Origin of the sequence: Xanthomonas campestris pv. asclepiadis (assembly GCF_020784175.1) — a bacterium.
Classification (GTDB): Bacteria; Pseudomonadota; Gammaproteobacteria; order Xanthomonadales; family Xanthomonadaceae; genus Xanthomonas; species Xanthomonas campestris_D.
Genome location: NZ_JAJGQM010000001.1, coordinates 68,094 through 83,780, shown reverse-complemented (window position 1 = coordinate 83,780; position 15,687 = coordinate 68,094). Strand labels below are relative to the sequence as shown.

General features: G+C 68.3%; 10 protein-coding genes, 2 pseudogenes and 1 riboswitch. Of the genes and pseudogenes, 5 read left to right on the top strand and 7 right to left on the bottom strand.

Features of this window, described 5'->3' with window-relative positions; translation table 11 throughout:
• Positions 1-230: 230 nt before the first annotated feature.
• From LL972_RS00345 to LL972_RS00325, 5 genes are read left to right on the top strand one after another with little or no spacing between them, the layout of a single operon-like run.
• A complete protein-coding gene (locus tag LL972_RS00345) occupies positions 231-1,457 on the top strand; it encodes an ATP-grasp domain-containing protein (RefSeq protein ID WP_228325923.1) in 1,227 nt (408 codons plus the stop codon).
• On the top strand, positions 1,454-3,256 hold the full coding sequence (locus LL972_RS00340; RefSeq protein ID WP_228325922.1) for an IucA/IucC family protein: 1,803 nt from the start codon (positions 1,454-1,456) through the stop codon (positions 3,254-3,256). Before LL972_RS00345 ends, LL972_RS00340 begins: the two co-directional genes overlap by 4 nt.
• The gene (locus tag LL972_RS00335) at positions 3,253-4,458 is read left to right on the top strand and encodes an MFS transporter (protein ID WP_228325921.1); all 1,206 of its coding nucleotides are present in this window, start codon (positions 3,253-3,255) and stop codon (positions 4,456-4,458) included. Before LL972_RS00340 ends, LL972_RS00335 begins: the two co-directional genes overlap by 4 nt.
• The gene (locus LL972_RS00330; RefSeq protein WP_228325920.1) at positions 4,436-6,205 is read left to right on the top strand and encodes an IucA/IucC family protein; all 1,770 of its coding nucleotides are present in this window, start codon (positions 4,436-4,438) and stop codon (positions 6,203-6,205) included. Before LL972_RS00335 ends, LL972_RS00330 begins: the two co-directional genes overlap by 23 nt.
• Complete coding sequence (locus LL972_RS00325) at positions 6,202-7,491, top strand: type III PLP-dependent enzyme (protein ID WP_228325919.1); 1,290 nt, start codon at positions 6,202-6,204, stop codon at positions 7,489-7,491. Before LL972_RS00330 ends, LL972_RS00325 begins: the two co-directional genes overlap by 4 nt.
• Here the strand turns inward: LL972_RS00325 and LL972_RS00320 are convergent.
• From LL972_RS00320 to LL972_RS00290, 7 genes and pseudogenes are all read right to left on the bottom strand, one after another.
• Positions 7,395-8,306 (bottom strand): AraC family transcriptional regulator, encoded by a 912-nt coding sequence (locus tag LL972_RS00320; protein WP_228325918.1) that lies wholly within the window; start codon positions 8,304-8,306, stop codon positions 7,395-7,397. The two genes, LL972_RS00325 and LL972_RS00320, sit on opposite strands and share 97 nt — an antisense overlap.
• 221 nt (positions 8,307-8,527) lie before the next feature.
• Positions 8,528-8,825: pseudogene (locus LL972_RS00315) on the bottom strand (histidine phosphatase family protein); the annotation flags it as partial.
• A gap of 8 nt (positions 8,826-8,833) precedes the next feature.
• Positions 8,834-9,880: a nicotinate-nucleotide--dimethylbenzimidazole phosphoribosyltransferase gene (gene cobT, locus LL972_RS00310; RefSeq protein WP_228325917.1), complete on the bottom strand. Its 1,047-nt coding sequence runs from the start codon at positions 9,878-9,880 to the stop codon at positions 8,834-8,836.
• A pseudogene (gene cobU, locus LL972_RS00305) lies at positions 9,877-10,391 on the bottom strand (bifunctional adenosylcobinamide kinase/adenosylcobinamide-phosphate guanylyltransferase). The gene cobT and the pseudogene cobU overlap by 4 nt, the downstream one beginning before the upstream one ends.
• On the bottom strand, positions 10,375-12,252 hold the full coding sequence (gene btuB, locus LL972_RS00300) for a TonB-dependent vitamin B12 receptor (RefSeq protein ID WP_228325916.1): 1,878 nt from the start codon (positions 12,250-12,252) through the stop codon (positions 10,375-10,377). The pseudogene cobU and the gene btuB overlap by 17 nt, the downstream one beginning before the upstream one ends.
• A gap of 114 nt (positions 12,253-12,366) precedes the next feature.
• Positions 12,367-12,589: riboswitch (cobalamin riboswitch) on the bottom strand.
• Between the two features lie 720 nt (positions 12,590-13,309).
• Complete coding sequence (locus LL972_RS00295; RefSeq protein WP_228325915.1) at positions 13,310-14,596, bottom strand: O-acetylhomoserine aminocarboxypropyltransferase/cysteine synthase family protein; 1,287 nt, start codon at positions 14,594-14,596, stop codon at positions 13,310-13,312.
• Positions 14,597-14,752: 156 nt separating this feature from the next.
• On the bottom strand, positions 14,753-15,664 hold the full coding sequence (locus tag LL972_RS00290; protein ID WP_228325914.1) for a DUF6624 domain-containing protein: 912 nt from the start codon (positions 15,662-15,664) through the stop codon (positions 14,753-14,755).
• Positions 15,665-15,687: the final 23 nt, after the last annotated feature.

Sequence of the window (15,687 nt, the reverse complement as noted above, 5' to 3'; positions counted from 1 at the left end):
TTCCACCTGGCACCTGCCGTAGCGACCGACGTACAGGGGCGTCGATCGCCTGACGGCAACGGCGCTCGCGCTGGCGCGCGCCGCAGATATGACTGCGTGCATGAGGCACGCATCCCTGCCGCAGCATGCGGCATGCGATCACCGTATCGCAGGCCACCCAACGCCCCTGCGGCGCCAGGCAGCCCGTTTCAGTACCGGTTTTTCCACCGTCCTGTTGAACGAGAGCTGCCATGACTGCCACATCCGCTGCACCGTTGGTGATCCTTACCCATGTCTGCCATCCGGCCATCACCGAAGGGTTTCTTCCGGCCGCGCATGCGCTCGGCCTGCCGGTGTGGCTGCTGACCGACCACCGACTCGATCACCTCAGCCATTTCCGCGAGCACCCCGCGCATGCGCCGCAACGGGTGATCGAATGCGATGTGTTCAACCCACTCGGCGTGCTGGATGTGCTGCACGACGCCGACGTGTCACCGCGCGCAGTGTTCAGCAACAGCGATCATCTGCAGACCAGCACCGCGCTGGTCGCAGCGGGTCTTGGCCTGCCCGGCAAGGACTGGCAGGTCTGCTATGCGGCCAAGAACAAGGCGGCAATGCGTCAGCGTCTGCGCGCACACGGTTTGCCATCGCCGTGGTTCTGCACGCTGGCGCCAGGTGCCGCGTTGCCGGCCGACATTCCGTGGCCGGTGGTGGCCAAACCGCGCGAAGGTGTCGCCAGCCTGGACGTGCGCCACTGTGCAGATGCCGCGCAGTTGCAGGCCTATCTGGACGATGTGTGGCAGCGCCATCCGCAGCGCACCGTGCTGCTGGAAGGCATGCTGGAAGGCACGCTGTTTACGCTGGAAACGCTGGGCGACGGCCATACGTTGCAGGCGCTGGGCGGCTTCAAGGTGCGCTTGTCGCCACCGCCGCACTTCGTGGAATGCGAGGCGCAGTGGGATGCCCGCGTGGACACGCCGGTGATTGCGCAGGCGCTGCAGCAGCTGCGCAGCTTTGGTGTCGGCTTCGGGCTGTGCCATAGCGAATTCATCCTCACCAATGACGGCCCGGTGCTGGTGGAGATCAACTACCGCAGCATCGGCGACCGCCGCGAATTCCTGCTCGACGACATGTTCGGCAGGCAGTGGTTCACCGCCGCGCTGGCGCCGCATCTTGGCCTGCCGCTGCCGCAGCTGCGCTGCGATCGCGCCCATGCCTTGCTGCGTTACTACGTGGCCGAGCAGGACGGCGAGCTGGTGACCGCCAGCGAAGACCGCCGCCATCACGATGCGCACAGCGACGTGCACTACCGGCGCATGCGTGCGCCCGGCGAGCGCATCCGCCTGAGCCATTCCAACAAGGATTACCTGGGTGTGCTGAGCGCCGTGGCCAGCGATGCACAGGCGCTGCAACAGGCGGTGGTGCATGCAGAAGCGGGACTGCAATGGCGGATCGATGGCGCGGAGCTGCGCGCATGAGCAGCGCCGCCGACCAGCGCTACATCGCCACCCGCATCATCGATGCCTGCCTGCGCGAGGACCTGCGCGGGATCGCCTCGCGCGGCAGCGCCGCCACACCCGAGGCAGGCGTGCTGGCGGCATGGACCGACCCCAGCCCGGTGGAGGGCTGGTGGCGCATCGCGCATCTGCCCGCTGGCACGGTGTGGTTGCCGATCCATCGGCAGGGCTATCTGCAGGACATCGGTGCCTGCGGCGACAGCTGGATCGTGCAGGGCGCCCATGGCGCGCATGTCGAACGCGGTGCGCAGGCGTGGCTGCAACGCATCAGCACGCAACTGGACGTGGAGACGCAACAGCTGCATCGCGCCTACGCCGAAGAAGCCGAGTGCGCTGCCGCCCACCTGGGCCTGGCGCGCCAGGCCTTTGATGCCCAGGCACCTGCGCTGCTCAATGCCTTGCAGCATGCAGATGCAGCCGAGCGTGCGTATCGCTGCGATCAACTGGCCAGCTATCGCGATCATCCGTTCTATCCCACCGCACGTGCCAAGGCCGGGCTGGATGCCTCAGAACTGCGCGATTACGCACCGGAATTCGCCCCCACCTTCGCGCTGCGCTGGCTGGCGGTTCCGCGTGCGCAGGTCAGCTGCACCAGCGCCACGCCGGCCGAGTTGTGGCCGGACTTCGCCACGCTGGGCCTGCCGTCTGCGCTGGCCGACACGCATGTCGCCTGGCCGGTGCATCCGCTGGTGTGGGCGCGGCTGGAGCAGGACGGGTTTGCACTGCCGCCAGGCACACTGCGCGCGCCGCAGGCCTGGCTGGAGGTGCGCCCCACCCTGTCGGTGCGCACGCTGGTGCCGCTGCAGCATCCGCAACTGCATCTCAAGCTGCCGATTCCGATGCGCACGCTGGGCGCGCTCAATTTGCGCCTGATCAAGCCCTCCACGCTGTACGACGGCCACTGGCTGGAGCGCGCACTGCGGCGCATCGATGCGCTGGATCCGGCCCTGCGCGGCCGCTGCGTGTTCGTGGACGAATCGCACGGCGGCCACGTGGGACAGACCCGTCATCTGGCCTATCTGCTGCGGCGTTACCCACCGCTGGACGACGCCACGCTGGTGCCGGTGGCCGCGCTGTGCGCGCTATTGCCGGACGGCCGGCCAATGGCAATCCATCTGGCCGAGCGCTTTGCGCAGGGCGATGTGCTCGGCTGGTGGCGCGAGTACACCGAGCTGATGCTGGCGGTGCATCTGCGCCTGTGGCTGCGCTATGGCATCGCGCTGGAAGCCAATCAGCAGAACAGCGTGCTGGTGTATGCCGATGGCCAGGCGACGCGGCTGCTGATGAAGGACAACGACGCCGCCCGCATCGCGCTGCCGCAGTTGCGCACACAGCTGCCGGATCTGGATACGTTGGGCGCGCTGCACGATGCGCGCATCGCGGTGGACGACCCGCACGCCCTGGCGCAGATGTTCTGCACCATCGTGCTGCAACTGGACCTGCAGGCGGTGCTGGAAGGTCTGGCCGAATGGCAGCCCGCTTTGCGCGCGCCGCTGTATGCGCAGCTGCAGACGCAGTTTACATCGACGCTGGCGCAGCTGGACCTCGACGGCATCGATACCGCTCCCGCGCGTCGCCTGCTGGCCGCACCGCGGCTGCCGGTGAAGTACCTGCTCAGTGCCGGCAGCCTGCTCAGCAAACAGCTCACAGGTGCGAGCGACATCAACAAGTTCTACGGCGATAGCGCGCCCAACCCCTTCGGCGACGCCTTCGCTGGCGCGCAGCAGAGGCCGCGTCGGCAGGCGGGTGCCCAGCGATGAAGCGCATCCTGGGCCCGGTGCTGGCGGCGCATTACCTGGCCGCCTTCACCGCATTGGGCATGCCGCTGTTTCTGCCGCAGGTGCTGGCCGAGCTGGCACCGTCGGCGGCGGTTGGCTGGAGCGGCGTGCTGTACGTGTTGCCGACGCTGTGCACTGCGTTGACGGCCGGCACCTGGGGGCGCCTGGCCGACCGCTATGGACGCAAGCGCTCGTTGCTGCGTGCGCAACTGGGGCTGGCGCTGGGCTTTGCGATTGCCGGCTTCGCGCCGTCGCTGAGCTGGCTGGTGATCGGCCTGATCGTGCAAGGCACCTGCGGCGGCTCGCTGGCGGCAGCCAATGCGTACCTGGCCAGCCAGCCGCAGGCCGGTCCGCTGGCGCGCGCGCTCGACTGGACGCAGTACTCGGCGCGCCTGGCGATGGTCAGCGCGCCTGCGTTGCTGGGCCTGGCCGTGGCGCTTGGCCCGGCGCAGTCGCTGTATCGCGCGCTTGCGCTGCTGCCGCTGCTGGCGTTCGCGCTGACCTGGCGTCTGCCCGCCGACCGGCCTGCGCCGCGGCCGACCGCGCCCACTGCGCAGTCCGCGCGCTCCGCAGATGCTGCCGCGTCGCTGTCGGCGTCAGCACGGACCGCCACGACAGCCAGCGCTCTGTGGCCTGCATTGCTGATCGCGCAGTTCCTGTTCTGCTTCGCGATGGTGGTGACCTTCCCCTACTTCATCCCGTATGCGCTGGCGCGCGGCGCCGGCCACGACGCGCTGGCCGGCCTGCTCTACAGCCTGCCGCACCTGGTCTATCTGGTGGTGCTGCCGTGGTGGCGGCGCGGCGATGGCGAGGCCTGGCTGGTGCCCGGCCTGGCGCTGTTCGCGCTGGCCTGCCTGTGGCAGGCGCTACTGCACGACGCCATCGCCTTGGCAGTAGCACGGCTGCTGTTCGGGTTCGGCATGTTGTTCGGCCTGCGTGGGCTCAACCGCCGCCTGGCGCAGGTCGCCAGCGGGCATGGCGCCGGGCGCCTGTTCGGCCGCTTCGATGCCTGCGGCAAATGGGCCGGCGTGTTTGCCGGTGCTGCTGCCGGCGCGCTGACCCAGGCGGCCGGCCCTGCCACCCCCTTCCTGGCTGCCGCGCTGGCTGCGGCGGCCGCTGCGCTCACCGTCCTGGTGCGCTTCCCTTCTAGGAGATCGACCGATGTCGCCGCACACGATGCATGACCCCTGGTACGACAGCATGGCCGACGCGCAGGCCTGCAGTTGCTGGTTGAACTGCTATCTGCGCGAGTTCGCGATTCCGCAGCGCGCAGTGGACTTCGATTATCGCGGACTGGATCGCCCCGGCCCGCGCGTGGCCGAGCAGCGCTGGCTGCGGATCGATCTGGGCGATGCCGGTGCGCTGTGCGTGCGCATTGCCTATGCCGATCGCCTGGGCCGCTGCCGCTTTGTCTCCACTCCCTTCCTCAAGGGTGCCGGCCAACCATGGCAGAGCCTAGACGCGCATGCCCTGGCGCGCTGCCTGCTGCAGGCGCTGGGCAGCACGCAGGCGGTCAATCCGGAACTGCTCGCGCAAAGCGCCAACAGCGTGGCGATCACCGCAGCGTTATTGAGACAGGCGCACCGCACCGCGCCGACCGGCGAGGCGATGATCGACGCCGAACAATCGATGCTGTGGGGGCATGCCCTGCATCCCACGCCCAAGAGCCGCGAAGGCATCGATCTGGCGCAGGTGCTGGCCTGCGCGCCGGAAGCGCGCGCCGCGTTCCAGTTGTTCTGGTTCCGCATCGACCCACGGTTGTTGCGCATGCAGGGCCGCGATGTGCGTGCGAGCCTGCGCCAGCTCTCCGGCAGCGACGACCTGTATCCCTGCCATCCGTGGGAAGCGCAGCGTCTGCTCGACGATCCGTTGCTGCGCACCCTGCAGGCGCGCGGCCTGATCGCGCCGGTCGGTGCGCTGGGCGAGGCACTGCGGCCCACCTCATCGGTGCGCACGCTGTATCACCCGGAACTGGACTATTTCCTCAAGTGCTCGGTGCATGTGCGCTTGACCAACTGCGTGCGCAAGAACGCCTGGTACGAGCTGGAAAGTGCGGTCGCGCTCACCGAGCTGCTGGCACCGAGCTGGCGTGCGCTGGCAGTGCAGGTGCCAGGCTTCGATGTGATGCTGGAGCCTGCGGCCACCTCGCTGGAGGTCGCCCAGGTCGATCCCGCCTTGCACGACGCCGACCCGCTGGCGGCGCGTGGCCTGTCGGAGAGCTTCGGCATCCTGTACCGGCAGACCCTGCCCGCCGCGCAACGCGCGCGTTGGCAACCGCAGGTGGCCGCCGCGTTGTTCACCTGCGATGCGCAGGGCAACAGCGTGTGTGCGGCCAGCGTGCAGGCACTGAGTGTCGCGCAGCTGGATCGTCATACCACCACGCTGCTGTGGTTCCGTGCCTATGCGGGCTTGCTGCTGGATGGCGTGTGGAGCGCCCTGTTCCAGCACGGCATTGCGTTGGAGCCGCACCTGCAGAACACCGTGATCGGGTTTGCCGATGGCTGGCCGACACGGGTATGGATCCGCGACCTGGAAGGCACCAAGCTGCTCGCACATCACTGGCCCGCCACGCGCTTGCAGGGCGTGGGCGAACGCGCGCGGCAATCGCTGTACTACACGCCGGAACAGGGCTGGAATCGTGTGGCGTACTGCGCGCTGGTCAACAATCTGGCCGAGGCGATCTTCCATCTGACCGAAGGCGATGCTGCGCTGGACGCGCGCCTGTGGCAGTGCGTGGGCGAGCTCGCCGCACGCTGGCAGCAGCGCCATGGCACGCAGGCCGCGCTGCAGGGCCTGCTCGAGGGCGCGCCGCTGCCTGGCAAGAACAACCTGGGCACGCGGCTGTGGCAACGCGCCGATCGCCAGTCAGACTACACCGCGCTACCCAATCCGATTCCACGCATCGCAGCGGCACGGCGGGTGGCGGCATGAGCCTGCGCATCGATATGGACGCAGTGATGCAGGCATTGCCGGGCATCCGCGACCAAAGCGATGGCCCGCTGTGCGCCTACGTCTACGACCTGGCCGCCCTGGATGCGCATGCGGCATGGATGCGCGCGCAACTGCCGGACGCGTGCGAGTTGTTCTACGCGGCAAAGGCCAATGCGGAGCCGCCGATCCTGCAAACGCTCGCACCGCACGTGGATGGCTTCGAGGCGGCCTCCGGCGGCGAACTGGCCTGGCTGCATCGGCAACAACCCCAGGCCGCGTTATTGTTCGGCGGCCCTGGCAAGCTCGATGCCGAACTGGCCCAGGCCGCCGCACTGCCCGACTGCACCGTGCATGTGGAAAGCCTGGGCGAACTGGAACGCCTGGCCGCGATCGCGGCGCACGCCGGCCGCTGCGTGCCGGTGTTCCTGCGCATGAACATCGCCGTGCCCGGCGCGCAGAGCACGCGCCTGATGATGGGCGGGCAGCCCTCGCCGTTCGGCCTGGACCCGGACGATCTGGATGCGGCGATGCAACGCCTGCGGGCCAGCCCCTCGCTGCGGCTGGAGGGCTTCCATTTCCACCTGATGTCGCACCAGCGCGATGCCGGCGCGCAGCTGCATCTGATCGCCGCCTACCTGCGCACCGTGCAGCAGTGGCGGCAGGCCTATGGGCTCGGCCCGTTGCGGGTGAACGCCGGTGGCGGCTTCGGCGTGGAGTATCTGGCGCCGGAATCGTCGTTCGACTGGGCCGGATTCTGCGCCGGCCTGCCTGCCTTGCTGGGCGAACACGGCGAAGCGCTGCGCCTGCGGCTGGAACCCGGCCGCTATGTCAGCGCCAGCTGCGGCTGGTACCTGATGGACGTGCTGGACCTCAAGCGCAGCCACGGTGCGTGGTTTGCGATCGCCCGCGGCGGCACCCATCACTTCCGCACCCCGGCCGCGCAAGGGCACGATCACCCCTTCCGTGTGCTGCGTGGCGCGCATGCCCCGGTGCTGCGCGACACCCCGGTCACCCTGGTCGGGCAGCTGTGCACACCCAAGGACGTGCTGGCGCGCAACCAGCACGTCGCCGCGCTGGCGCCGGGCGACTGCCTCGCCTTCCCGCTGGCCGGCGCATATGCCTGGAATATTTCGCACCAGCAGTTCCTGATGCATCCGCCGCCGCAGATGGTGTTCCTGCCGGTGACGGCTCAGGCGGCGGCAACGGCGTCGGTCGAAGGCTGGACCGGCACGCGGATATCTGCACGCAACTCTGCCTCTGCCACTGCTTCTGGGTCGTCAAGGTAAAGATAATGCAGCGGCGCGGCGCGCAAGACGTAGCCGCTGTGTGGTAACCATTGCGCGAGCAGAAGGTCCAGTGCGTCTTCGATACCGGCATACCGACCGATGTGTCGCAACACCGCATGCGCGCCGCCGTCGAGCTGGCGCAGTTGCAGCGGCGCCGGCGGCGACAGTGCAGCGTCGAAGACCATGCCGCACTCGAATAGATGCCGATCTGCCGGCACATCGCGGTGGTCGCTGAGCGGCAGGCCGATCAAGGCCTGCAGTTGTTCGATCGCACCGGCGCGCTCGGCCCAGGCCGCGATGCGGCCGAAGCCACGGTCCAGGTCGTCGAAGGCGCCACGCTGGCGCAACACCACCACTTCCAGCGGATCGAGCACCTGCACCAGCACCTGCAGGGGCGCGCCGGACACCTGCGGCGGCACCGAGGGCCTGGCCAGCTGCTGCAGTTTCTGCGCGCGCTCGGCGGGCGCGTTGCGCAAGCTGCTCGGGCTGGCCTGCAGCACGGTGCGAAACGCGCGTGCCAGCGCCTGCGGGGTGTGATAGCCCACTGCCAGCGCCACCTCGGTGACCGATGTCGCCTGCTCGCCCAGCAGATGCAGTGCATGACTCAGGCGCAGCCGCGCGATGGTCTGCCCCAGGGTTTCGCCGGCCAGTGCGCGATAGACCCGATGAAAATGATGCGGCGATTGCTGCGCCACTGCCGCCAATGCGGCCAGGTCCGGCAGCGGTTCGCCGGCGCGGATGCTGGCCTGCAGATGGGCGACGACGCGCTCGACGCTGCGCTGGCGGTTGAAGACGACCGAGGTGGCTGCTGGCATGGGCGGTTCCTGATGGGCGGCCCCAGCATCGCGCAGATCGGCACCGCCTGCGGTCCCGATCTTGCGCAGTGTCGGTGGCGCGCCCGGGCGCAGACAACGCGCCGCAGGCGTCCACGTTGAACGGCCTGGCTGCGGCGAGTGCGCCGGATGCACGTCACCGTCGATAGGCAGTGCGGCCCTGCCAGGAATACCCCGTTGGGTCAGCTCGCTTACGGCGCCAGGGCCCGGAAGCGCCCCAGCGTGGCGCTGTCGGCGCGGTCAATCTTGGCCACCGGCACGCCCTGCCAACGGCTGAGGGGTATCCGCGCAACCGCGGATCCAGCTGCAGCGGCAGCGCACGCGCAGTTGCCAACTCGATGACGAACAAGGCACAGCGCCGCAGCGTCGAGGCGACCACTGCGCCCCATGCGCGGTCGGCGGTGGTCGCGCGCAGTTGCTGCCAGCCCGGTGCGATGAGCGGGTCGTCGAGCTGCCACGGTCGCTGTGCTGACCGGTGTCGCCGTCGCGCAGCACGCTGATCTACGCACTCATGCGTCGGACACGCCGGCTTCGGCAAAGGTGGCCATGCCGTTGTGCAAGGCGCAGGCATGGCGCAACAGCGGAATCGCCACCGCTGCGCCGCTGGCCTCGCCCAGGCGTAGATCCAGCTGCAGCAGCGGTTCGGCATCGAGTGCGCGCAACAAGGCGGCGTGGCCGCGCTCCTGCGAACGATGCCCGAACAACAGCCATTCGCGCACGCCGCCATTGAGATGGGTGGCGACCAACGCGGCGGCCGTACTGATGAAGCCATCGACCAGCACCGGAATACCGGCCTGCGCGGCCGCGATATAGGCACCGACCAGGGCAGCAATCTCGAAACCGCCTAGCCGCCGCAGTCGCTCCAGCGGCGTGGAGGCATCGGCATGCAGGGCCAGCGCGCGAGTGATCACGGTCGCCTTGTGCGCGATGCCTTCGGCATCCAGCCCGGTACCGGCGCCGGCCATGGCCTGCGGAAACTGCGAGAGCAGCGCGCAGCCAAGCGCGGCGGCTGCAGTGGTGTTGCCGATGCCCATTTCGCCGCCGACAAACAGCTGCGTGTCGCAACTTCTTGCCTGCGCAACGCTTTCGGCGCCTGCGGCGAGTGCGTCGCGCAACTGGGTGGAGCTCATCGCCGGCTGCTCGCAGATGTTGGCGCTGGCCGGCGCGATCCAGGCACGCCGCACCCGCGGCAACTCGCCCGGGTCGTTGACCACGCCCAGGTTCACCACTTCCAGGCGTGCACCGAGTTCGCGCGCAAGCACCGCGATGGCGGCGCCACCACGGGCGAAATTGCGCACCATCTCGCCGGTGACCGCCTGCGGAAACGCAGACACGCCTTCGGCGACGACCCCGTGGTCGGCGGCATACACCGCGATCCAGACCCGCTGCACGGTGGGGTGTTCGTTGCGCTGCCAGGCCGCCAGTTGCACCGCCAGCTGTTCCAGCCGGCCCAGCGCGCCGGGCGGCTTGGTCAGTTGTTCCTGCCGCGCCAGCGCAGCCGCGCGCACGCGCGCGTCCGGCACCGCGCAGGCACCATGGATCCAATCGCTTGTCACACCACCTCTCCCTTCAGAACCATCGGCACACCTGCCACCACCAGCACCACAGGCTCGCACTGTAGCGCCAATGCCTGGCGCAGCCGGCCGGCCTGATCGACAAATCGACGCGTCAGTTCGCCCAACGGCACGCTGCCCTGCCCCACCTCGTTGCTGACCGGCACGATCTGCCCAGGCAATTGCGGCAGGGTGGCGAGCAGGGCCTCGCGCTCACGCTTGACGGCGCCGGCATCGGGCTCGCCCTGCAGGCTGCTCAGCCACAGCGTCAGGCAATCCACCAGCACGCAGCGCTCGGGTGCGGCGAGCGCCGCAAGGTCGCGGCCAAAGCGATCGGTTCTTCCACGCACTGCCAGTGCGACGGACGCTGGCTGCGGTGATGCGCGATCCGCGTGCGCATCTCCGCATCGAAGGCCTGCGCGGTGGCCACATCACTCACCGTCGGCCCCGACGCCGCCGCGATGCGCTCGGCCAGGGCGCTCTTGCACCAACCGCGCTTACTGCGCGGCTTGATAACGCAGGGTCAGCAGGTAATTGCGCCCCGGCTGCGCATACCAGCGTGCGGTTTCGTACTGGCGATCGAACATGTTGTTGGCGGTGAGCGACACCTTCAAGTCCGCAGTCACTGCATAGCTCACGCGCAGATCCAGCAGACCATATCCGGCCAGACGCTCGGTGTTGGCCAGATCGTCGAACCGCTTGCCGGACCCGAACAGGCTCGCGCCGACGCCGAATGCACCGAAGCTGCGGTCCGCATCGATGCGCCCGCTCTGCCGCGCGCGGCGCGGCAACCAGTTGCCGTTGTTGACCTCGCCATCGGCCTGCGGCTGCAGCCAGGTCAAGGCGCTGCGCACGGTCCAGCCGGCCAGCTCGGTGTCGTAGCCGGCTTCCACGCCGCGGATGCGCGCCCGGTCGATATTGTTCGGCTGCCCGAACGGATGCGCCGCATCCACCAACGACGCGTCGTAGGCGATCAGATCGTCGATGCGGGTCTGGAACGCGCGCAGCATCCAGGTGCCCCAGTCGTAGCCGCCGCGCAGGCCGAGCTCGGCGCTTCGGGAGGTCTCCGGCCCCAGCAACGGATTGCCGAAATCGGGGTAATACAACTCGTTGAAGGTGGGTGCCTTGAACGCGGTGCCGTAGCTGGCGGTCAGGCGCAGATGCTCGGCAACATCCCAGCCCCACAGCAGGCTGCCGGTGGTCTTGCCGCCGAACTGGCTGTTGTCGTTGCGACGCAGGCTGGCCTGCACCGACTGCGCACCGAAGCTCTGTTGCCACTGCGCGAATGCGGCGCGGTCGATACGGCTGTCGGCATCGTAATTGTCGCTGCTGGCGATGGCGTCACGCTGCCAGTCGAAGCCGACCGTGAACAGGCCCGCGCCGGCAGCGATATCGGCCTGCAATGCGCCCTGCTTGCGGCGGGTGTCGTAGGTGGACACATACGCACCGTCGTAATACGCATCGCTGAAGTCGGAACTGCTGCCGACGCTGGCGGTGAGCTTGAGCGCATCGGTGGGCGCATAACGCACGCGGCCGCCGACCGCCTGCTGCACGCCCTTGGACAGGTTGCCGCCAAAGGCCGAGCCGTCGTATTCGTTGCGGCTTTGCGCGCGCAAGGCATGCACGTCGGCGTCCCACTGGCGATTGAAGCGCCAGCCGCCCTGCATGCTCAGCGAATCGTTGCGGTAGCCATCGCGATCCGGGTCGTAGTCGCTGGAGCTGGTGTCCAGATACGCGTTGATGCCATCGGTTTCGTCATGCACCGCGTTGGCCGAATACCAGCCGCCGCGCTCGCTCAGATCGCCTTCACTGCGCCCGGCCACGCCCGCGCTATAGCGGCGCGCATTGTCGCTGCCGGCCGCCGCGCTGAAGGTGGGCACGAAGCGGCCTTGCGGGCGCCGGGTAAAGATCTGGATCACCCCGCCCAGCGCCTCGGAACCGTACAGGCTGGAGAACGGACCACGCACGATTTCGATGCGCTCGATCTGCTCGATCGGCAGATCCTGCAACGCCGCCCCGCCCGAGGTGGCCGAGCCGATGCGCACGCCATCGATCAGCACCACCACCTGGTCGGACTCGGTGCCGCGCAGGAACAGCGAGGTCGGCTTGCCCGGGCCGCCGTTGTTGGCCAGCGCCACCCCGGCTTCGCCACGCAGCAGGTCCTGCAGCGAATTCACCTGGCGACGCTCGATCTGCGCGCGGTCGATCACCGTGACCGGCGCCAGCGTCTGGTCCTGGGTCTGCGCAGTACGCGAGGCAGTGACCACGACCTGGTCGAGATCGATGGCGGCCTCGGCATGGGCCAGGGTGGCCATGCACAGCGACAGCCCCACGGCCAGCACCGTACGACGCGGCAAAACGGAAGAAACGGACATCGACTGCTGCTCCTGGAACCGCGCCTACCCGCGCGGGGGCAATGGGGCGGCAGGCAGCAACGGGCCAGGCGTCCAACGCGCAGCGCCAGACGAGCAAGGCCACGCCCACCGCGTGCCGGTTCAGTCCCTCAGGCCGGTCTCCGGGCTCGCGAGTGGAGGCCTGCGCCTCCGATGCCGCGCCTTCCCATGCGACTGCACAGTGGCGTGTTGCGGCATCTGACCTCGCCCACCGTTGCGGGGGCAGCTCCGGCATTGCAGCTCGCCAAGGCGATCCGCGCACCGGATTCCCGTTTAAACCACCGCAACTCCGGTAGTCACCTCAGGGGCGCGCATGGTAGCAGGATTGGCCCAGGGCGCCTCCGAGGTCTGCGGCAAGCGGCCAAGCGCAACACGTCGCCACGCACCGGGGGGCCCGATCCCTTCTCCCATCGGGAGAAGGTTCCCCGAAGGGATGCCGGCATGGCCGCATGCCTGCCACCGAGCGTCATCTCGCACATGCGAGTGGGCTTCGCCCCCGTACCCTCACCCCAACCCCCGCTCCGCACCCCGGCCCGCGCTTGCGGCGCGGGCGCTCCAAGGCACGCGCGCCCATGGCGCGCCAGCTGTGCCTCCTCCCCCCGACGGGAGAGGGGCTTCGGGCAACTTCGTCATGACCGCGTTCAGCACTTTTCGAAGTCGCGGCAACTCGAAGTCGCGGCAACAACGTGCCGAGGCGGCAGCGTGGCCGGGGATTGGCGGAGAGCGGCACACGGATGTGCCGCGACGGCGAGTCAGACAGGATGTCTGCCGAGCCGAAGAGCCGATCCCCGGCCGCGCTGACGCCCTGACCGAAGCCAGAGACAGACGGCGTACTTGGCGGTGCCTGGAGAACCCGTACCCTCACCCCAACTCCCGCGCCCCGGCCCGCGCTTGCGGCGCGGGCGCTCCAGGGCACGCGCGCCCATGGCGCGCCAGCTGTGCCTCCTCGCCCCGACGGGAGAGGGGCTACCCGTCCTCCGCAGGAGAGGGGCTAGCTCGTCCCTTAGCGCACCCCTGCTCAGTTCACGGCTATCAAACCTCACGCCCCCTGCAGCGCCTGCTCCAGATCGGCCAGCAGATCGTCGATGTGCTCGATCCCGATCGACAGCCGCACGGTGTCTTCGCTGACCCCGGCATGCTCCAGTTCGGCCGGGCCCAGCTGACGGTGCGTGGTCGATGCCGGATGCGTGGCCAACGACTTCGCATCGCCGATGTTCACCAACCGCGTGAACAACTGCAGCGCATCCAGAAAACGCGCGCCGGCCGCGCGCCCGCCGGGCAGGCCGAAGGTCAGCACGCCCGAACCATACCCGCCCAGATACTTCTGCGCCAACGCATGCTCCGGATGATCCGGCAGCGCGGCGTAATTGACCCAGGCAACCCGCGCGTGCTGCTGCAGATACCTTGCAATCGCCAGCGTGTTGGCGTTGATGCGCTCCATCCGCAGCTGTAGCGTTTCGATGCCCTGCAGGATCAGGAACGCATTGAACGGCGACAACGCCGCGCCGGTATTGCGCAGCGGCACCACGCGCGCACGGCCGATGTACGCGGCATCGCCCAACGCTTCGGTATACACCACGCCGTGATAGCTCACATCCGGCTCGTTGAGGCGTGGAAACCGCTGTTTGTGCGCCGCCCACGGGAAGCGCCCGCTGTCCACGATCGCCCCGCCGAGGCTGTTGCCATGGCCGCCCAGATACTTGGTCAGCGAATGCACCACGATGTCGGCGCCGAAATCGATCGGCCGCAGCAGCGACGGCGTGGCCACGGTGTTGTCCACGATCAGCGGCACGCCATGCGCATGCGCCACCGCGGCCACGGCCTCGATATCGGTAATGTTGCCGCGCGGGTTGCCGATCGACTCGACGAACACCGCCTTGGTACGTTCATCGATCAAGCCGGCAAACGCCTGCGGATCGCGATAGTCGGCAAAGCGCGTGCTGATGCCGAACTGCGGCAAGGTATGCGCGAACAGATTGTAGGTGCCGCCATACAACGCACTGGAGGAGACGATGTTGTCGCCGGCCTCGGCAATGGTCTGGATCGCATAGGTCACCGCAGCCTGCCCCGACGCCAGCGCCAACGCGCCAATGCCGCCTTCCAGCGCAGCCACGCGCCGCTCCAGCACGTCGTTGGTCGGATTCATGATGCGGCTGTAGATATTGCCCTGCACCTTGAGGTCGAACAGGTCTGCGCCATGCTGGGTATCGTCGAATGCGTAGGCGACGGTCTGGTAGATCGGCACCGCCACCGCCCGCGTGGTGGGATCGGGCGTATAGCCGCCGTGCACGGCGATGGTTTCGGGCTTCCACTGCGGATCGGTCATGGCGCGGCTCGCTGTTGGACAAGGAGCCCGACGATACCCGGCCACCAATCCGCGCCTCATGAAAGCCGGCTATGACGACATCGCCAGCCGTCAGGTCCTTCAGCAAACCCGCCTGCATGCCGCGCACGCAGGCGACGCCGCTCTCACCACCAACAATCAGTGCACCGGCCGATGGTAGACGTCTTCCAACATCCGTTTGTACTGATCCATTGGAGGTAACCCCATGCTGCGACGCCGCGCATCCAGACCTGCCAGGTCCTCGATAGGCGCCAACGACTTACTGCCATCGGGATCGGTCATGAATTGGGTGCCGTAGCGCTGAGGCTTCCCTTGCGCACGCAGGACACGATCGGTGAGCAGCGCAACATCGTCGGGCGCCACATCGTGCCTGGCAAGCGCCGCTTCCATCAGGGCCAGGGCCTGCGCCTGAAACGCCGGATCGGTGTCGGCATGCTGCACCAAGGTCCACGCTGCGTTGGCGCCATCTTCGCCCACCAAGCGCCGGCCCGGCCAACCCTGGGTCGCGACGACCTGCTTGAGCCATGCGGTATTGTCGTGATCCACCAGCGCAGTGGATGCCCAGTCGGCGGGCTTGCCCCCGGCGGCAATCGCCGCATTGCGCACTTGCTGATCCTTCTCCACGCGCGCGAGCAGCTCCTGACGCAGTTGCGGATTCAGTGTGGCCTGCTGCTGCGCACTGACGCGCTCGGCGCTCGCCAGCAGAGCGGGCCACCCGTCAGTCTTCCGCAGCCGATTCAGGCCAGGCCGGTCCTTGCTACGTAGATCATCGAGGGAGATCCGCCCGCGCGGAATTTGGACATCGAGATAATGCAGGGCTTCGTCGGTCTTTCCCGCGGCGGCCAGGCATTCCGCACGCAGGAGTTCGCCATTGTCCGGAAGTTCGCTGACGGCACGCTGCACTGCGTCCATCACTTCGGCACAGCGCGCATAGTCCCTAGCGCCATAGGCCTTGAGCGCGGCGGAGATATCCGGCGCTTCGCCCGCGTGCAGGGTACCGGCCGAACCCATGGCAACACTGATGTAGATCGGAACATACACAAGGCGCATCTGAAGTTCCTTGCCAGATGAGT

Excerpts from the sequence above, each read along its gene's own strand:
- btuB (WP_228325916.1), bottom strand. The coding sequence starts at position 12,252 with ATGTCCGTTTCTTCCGTTTTGCCGCGTCGTACGGTGCTGGCCGTGGGG.
- LL972_RS00290 (WP_228325914.1), bottom strand. The coding sequence starts at position 15,664 with ATGCGCCTTGTGTATGTTCCGATCTACATCAGTGTTGCCATGGGTTCG.
- LL972_RS00335 (WP_228325921.1), top strand. The coding sequence starts at position 3,253 with ATGAAGCGCATCCTGGGCCCGGTGCTGGCGGCGCATTACCTGGCCGCC.
- LL972_RS00345 (WP_228325923.1), top strand. The coding sequence starts at position 231 with ATGACTGCCACATCCGCTGCACCGTTGGTGATCCTTACCCATGTCTGC.
- LL972_RS00340 (WP_228325922.1), top strand. The coding sequence starts at position 1,454 with ATGAGCAGCGCCGCCGACCAGCGCTACATCGCCACCCGCATCATCGAT.
- LL972_RS00325 (WP_228325919.1), top strand. The coding sequence starts at position 6,202 with ATGAGCCTGCGCATCGATATGGACGCAGTGATGCAGGCATTGCCGGGC.
- LL972_RS00320 (WP_228325918.1), bottom strand. The coding sequence starts at position 8,306 with ATGCCAGCAGCCACCTCGGTCGTCTTCAACCGCCAGCGCAGCGTCGAG.
- LL972_RS00330 (WP_228325920.1), top strand. The coding sequence starts at position 4,436 with ATGTCGCCGCACACGATGCATGACCCCTGGTACGACAGCATGGCCGAC.
- LL972_RS00295 (WP_228325915.1), bottom strand. The coding sequence starts at position 14,596 with ATGACCGATCCGCAGTGGAAGCCCGAAACCATCGCCGTGCACGGCGGC.